Annotated in this window: 1 protein-coding gene; it reads right to left on the bottom strand. The window is 47.7% G+C overall.

Annotated elements, in window-relative coordinates; genetic code table 11:
- On the bottom strand, positions 1-1,074 hold a 1,074-nt coding region (gene pepD, locus R7070_RS26390), incomplete at both ends, for a beta-Ala-His dipeptidase (RefSeq protein ID WP_318141542.1).

Below are 1,074 nucleotides of genomic sequence, written 5' to 3'. Positions count from 1 at the left end.
TTTTCATCAGGAGAGTGAGGGAACTTGATCGTTGGGCCGAAAGAAACCATGTCCATGTTCGGGTAAGGCTCTTTAAATAGACCACATTCAAGACCTGCGTGAATAACCATGATGTTTGGTTTGTGACCGTAAATGCCTTCGTACATATCACGGAAAATCGCCATGATTTCTGAATCAGCGTCTGGTTTCCAACCAGGGTAAGCGCCTGAGAACTCAACTTGTGCCCCTGCGAGTTCAGCAACAGAGCGTAACATGCTCTCTACTTGGCTGCGGCCAGAGTCAATCAAAGAGCGAATTAGGCACAGAACAGTCACTTTATTTTCTTCAGTAGTGATCACGCCAACGTTCAGTGACGTTTCAACCACACCTTCAATTTCGTCGCTCATGCGCATCACGCCATTTGGACATGCGTTGAGAGCAGCAATAAAGCGTTGTTGGTCCGCCGCGGTGAAAGCTTGTGATTCGGTTACGATCTCTTCATTGAACGTCACAATACCCGTTTCTACTTTGCCAAGCTCTGCTTTTAATAGCTCAGTGTAGTAGTTGAAAAGCTCTGCAAGCTTCTCTTGGTTTTCAGCAGGAACAGCAACTGTTACGAAAGCTTCGCGAGGAATAGCATTACGCAAACTACCACCACGGAATTCAACCAAGCGAAGATCCAACTCTTGTGCATGGCCCGCTAGGAATCGGCCAAGCAGTTTGTTGGCATTACCACGACCAGTGTGGATATCACAACCAGAGTGACCGCCTTTTAAACCCTTCAAGGTTAGCTGACGAGTCACAAAGCCAGTAGGGATCGCGTCGCGTTTGATGTCAAAAGTCATCGCACCATCGATACCACCAGCGCAGCCCATGTACACTTCGCCTTCTTGCTCGGAGTCGGTGTTTAGAAGAATATCACCTTCCAACCAACCTGCTTCAAGCCCGAATGCACCTGTCATGCCTGCTTCTTCGTCAATTGTTAGTAGAACTTCAATTGGCCCATGCTTGATATCTTTAGATGCTAATACAGCCAGACAAGAAGCCATACCAATACCGTTATCTGCACCAAGCGTCGTGCCTTTCGCTGTTACC

Source organism: Vibrio sp. 1557 (assembly GCF_033340175.1).
Taxonomy (GTDB): Bacteria; Pseudomonadota; Gammaproteobacteria; order Enterobacterales; family Vibrionaceae; genus Vibrio; species Vibrio alginolyticus.
Note: the sequence above shows the minus strand (reverse complement) of the source record. Positions and strands in the feature narration are given on the sequence as shown.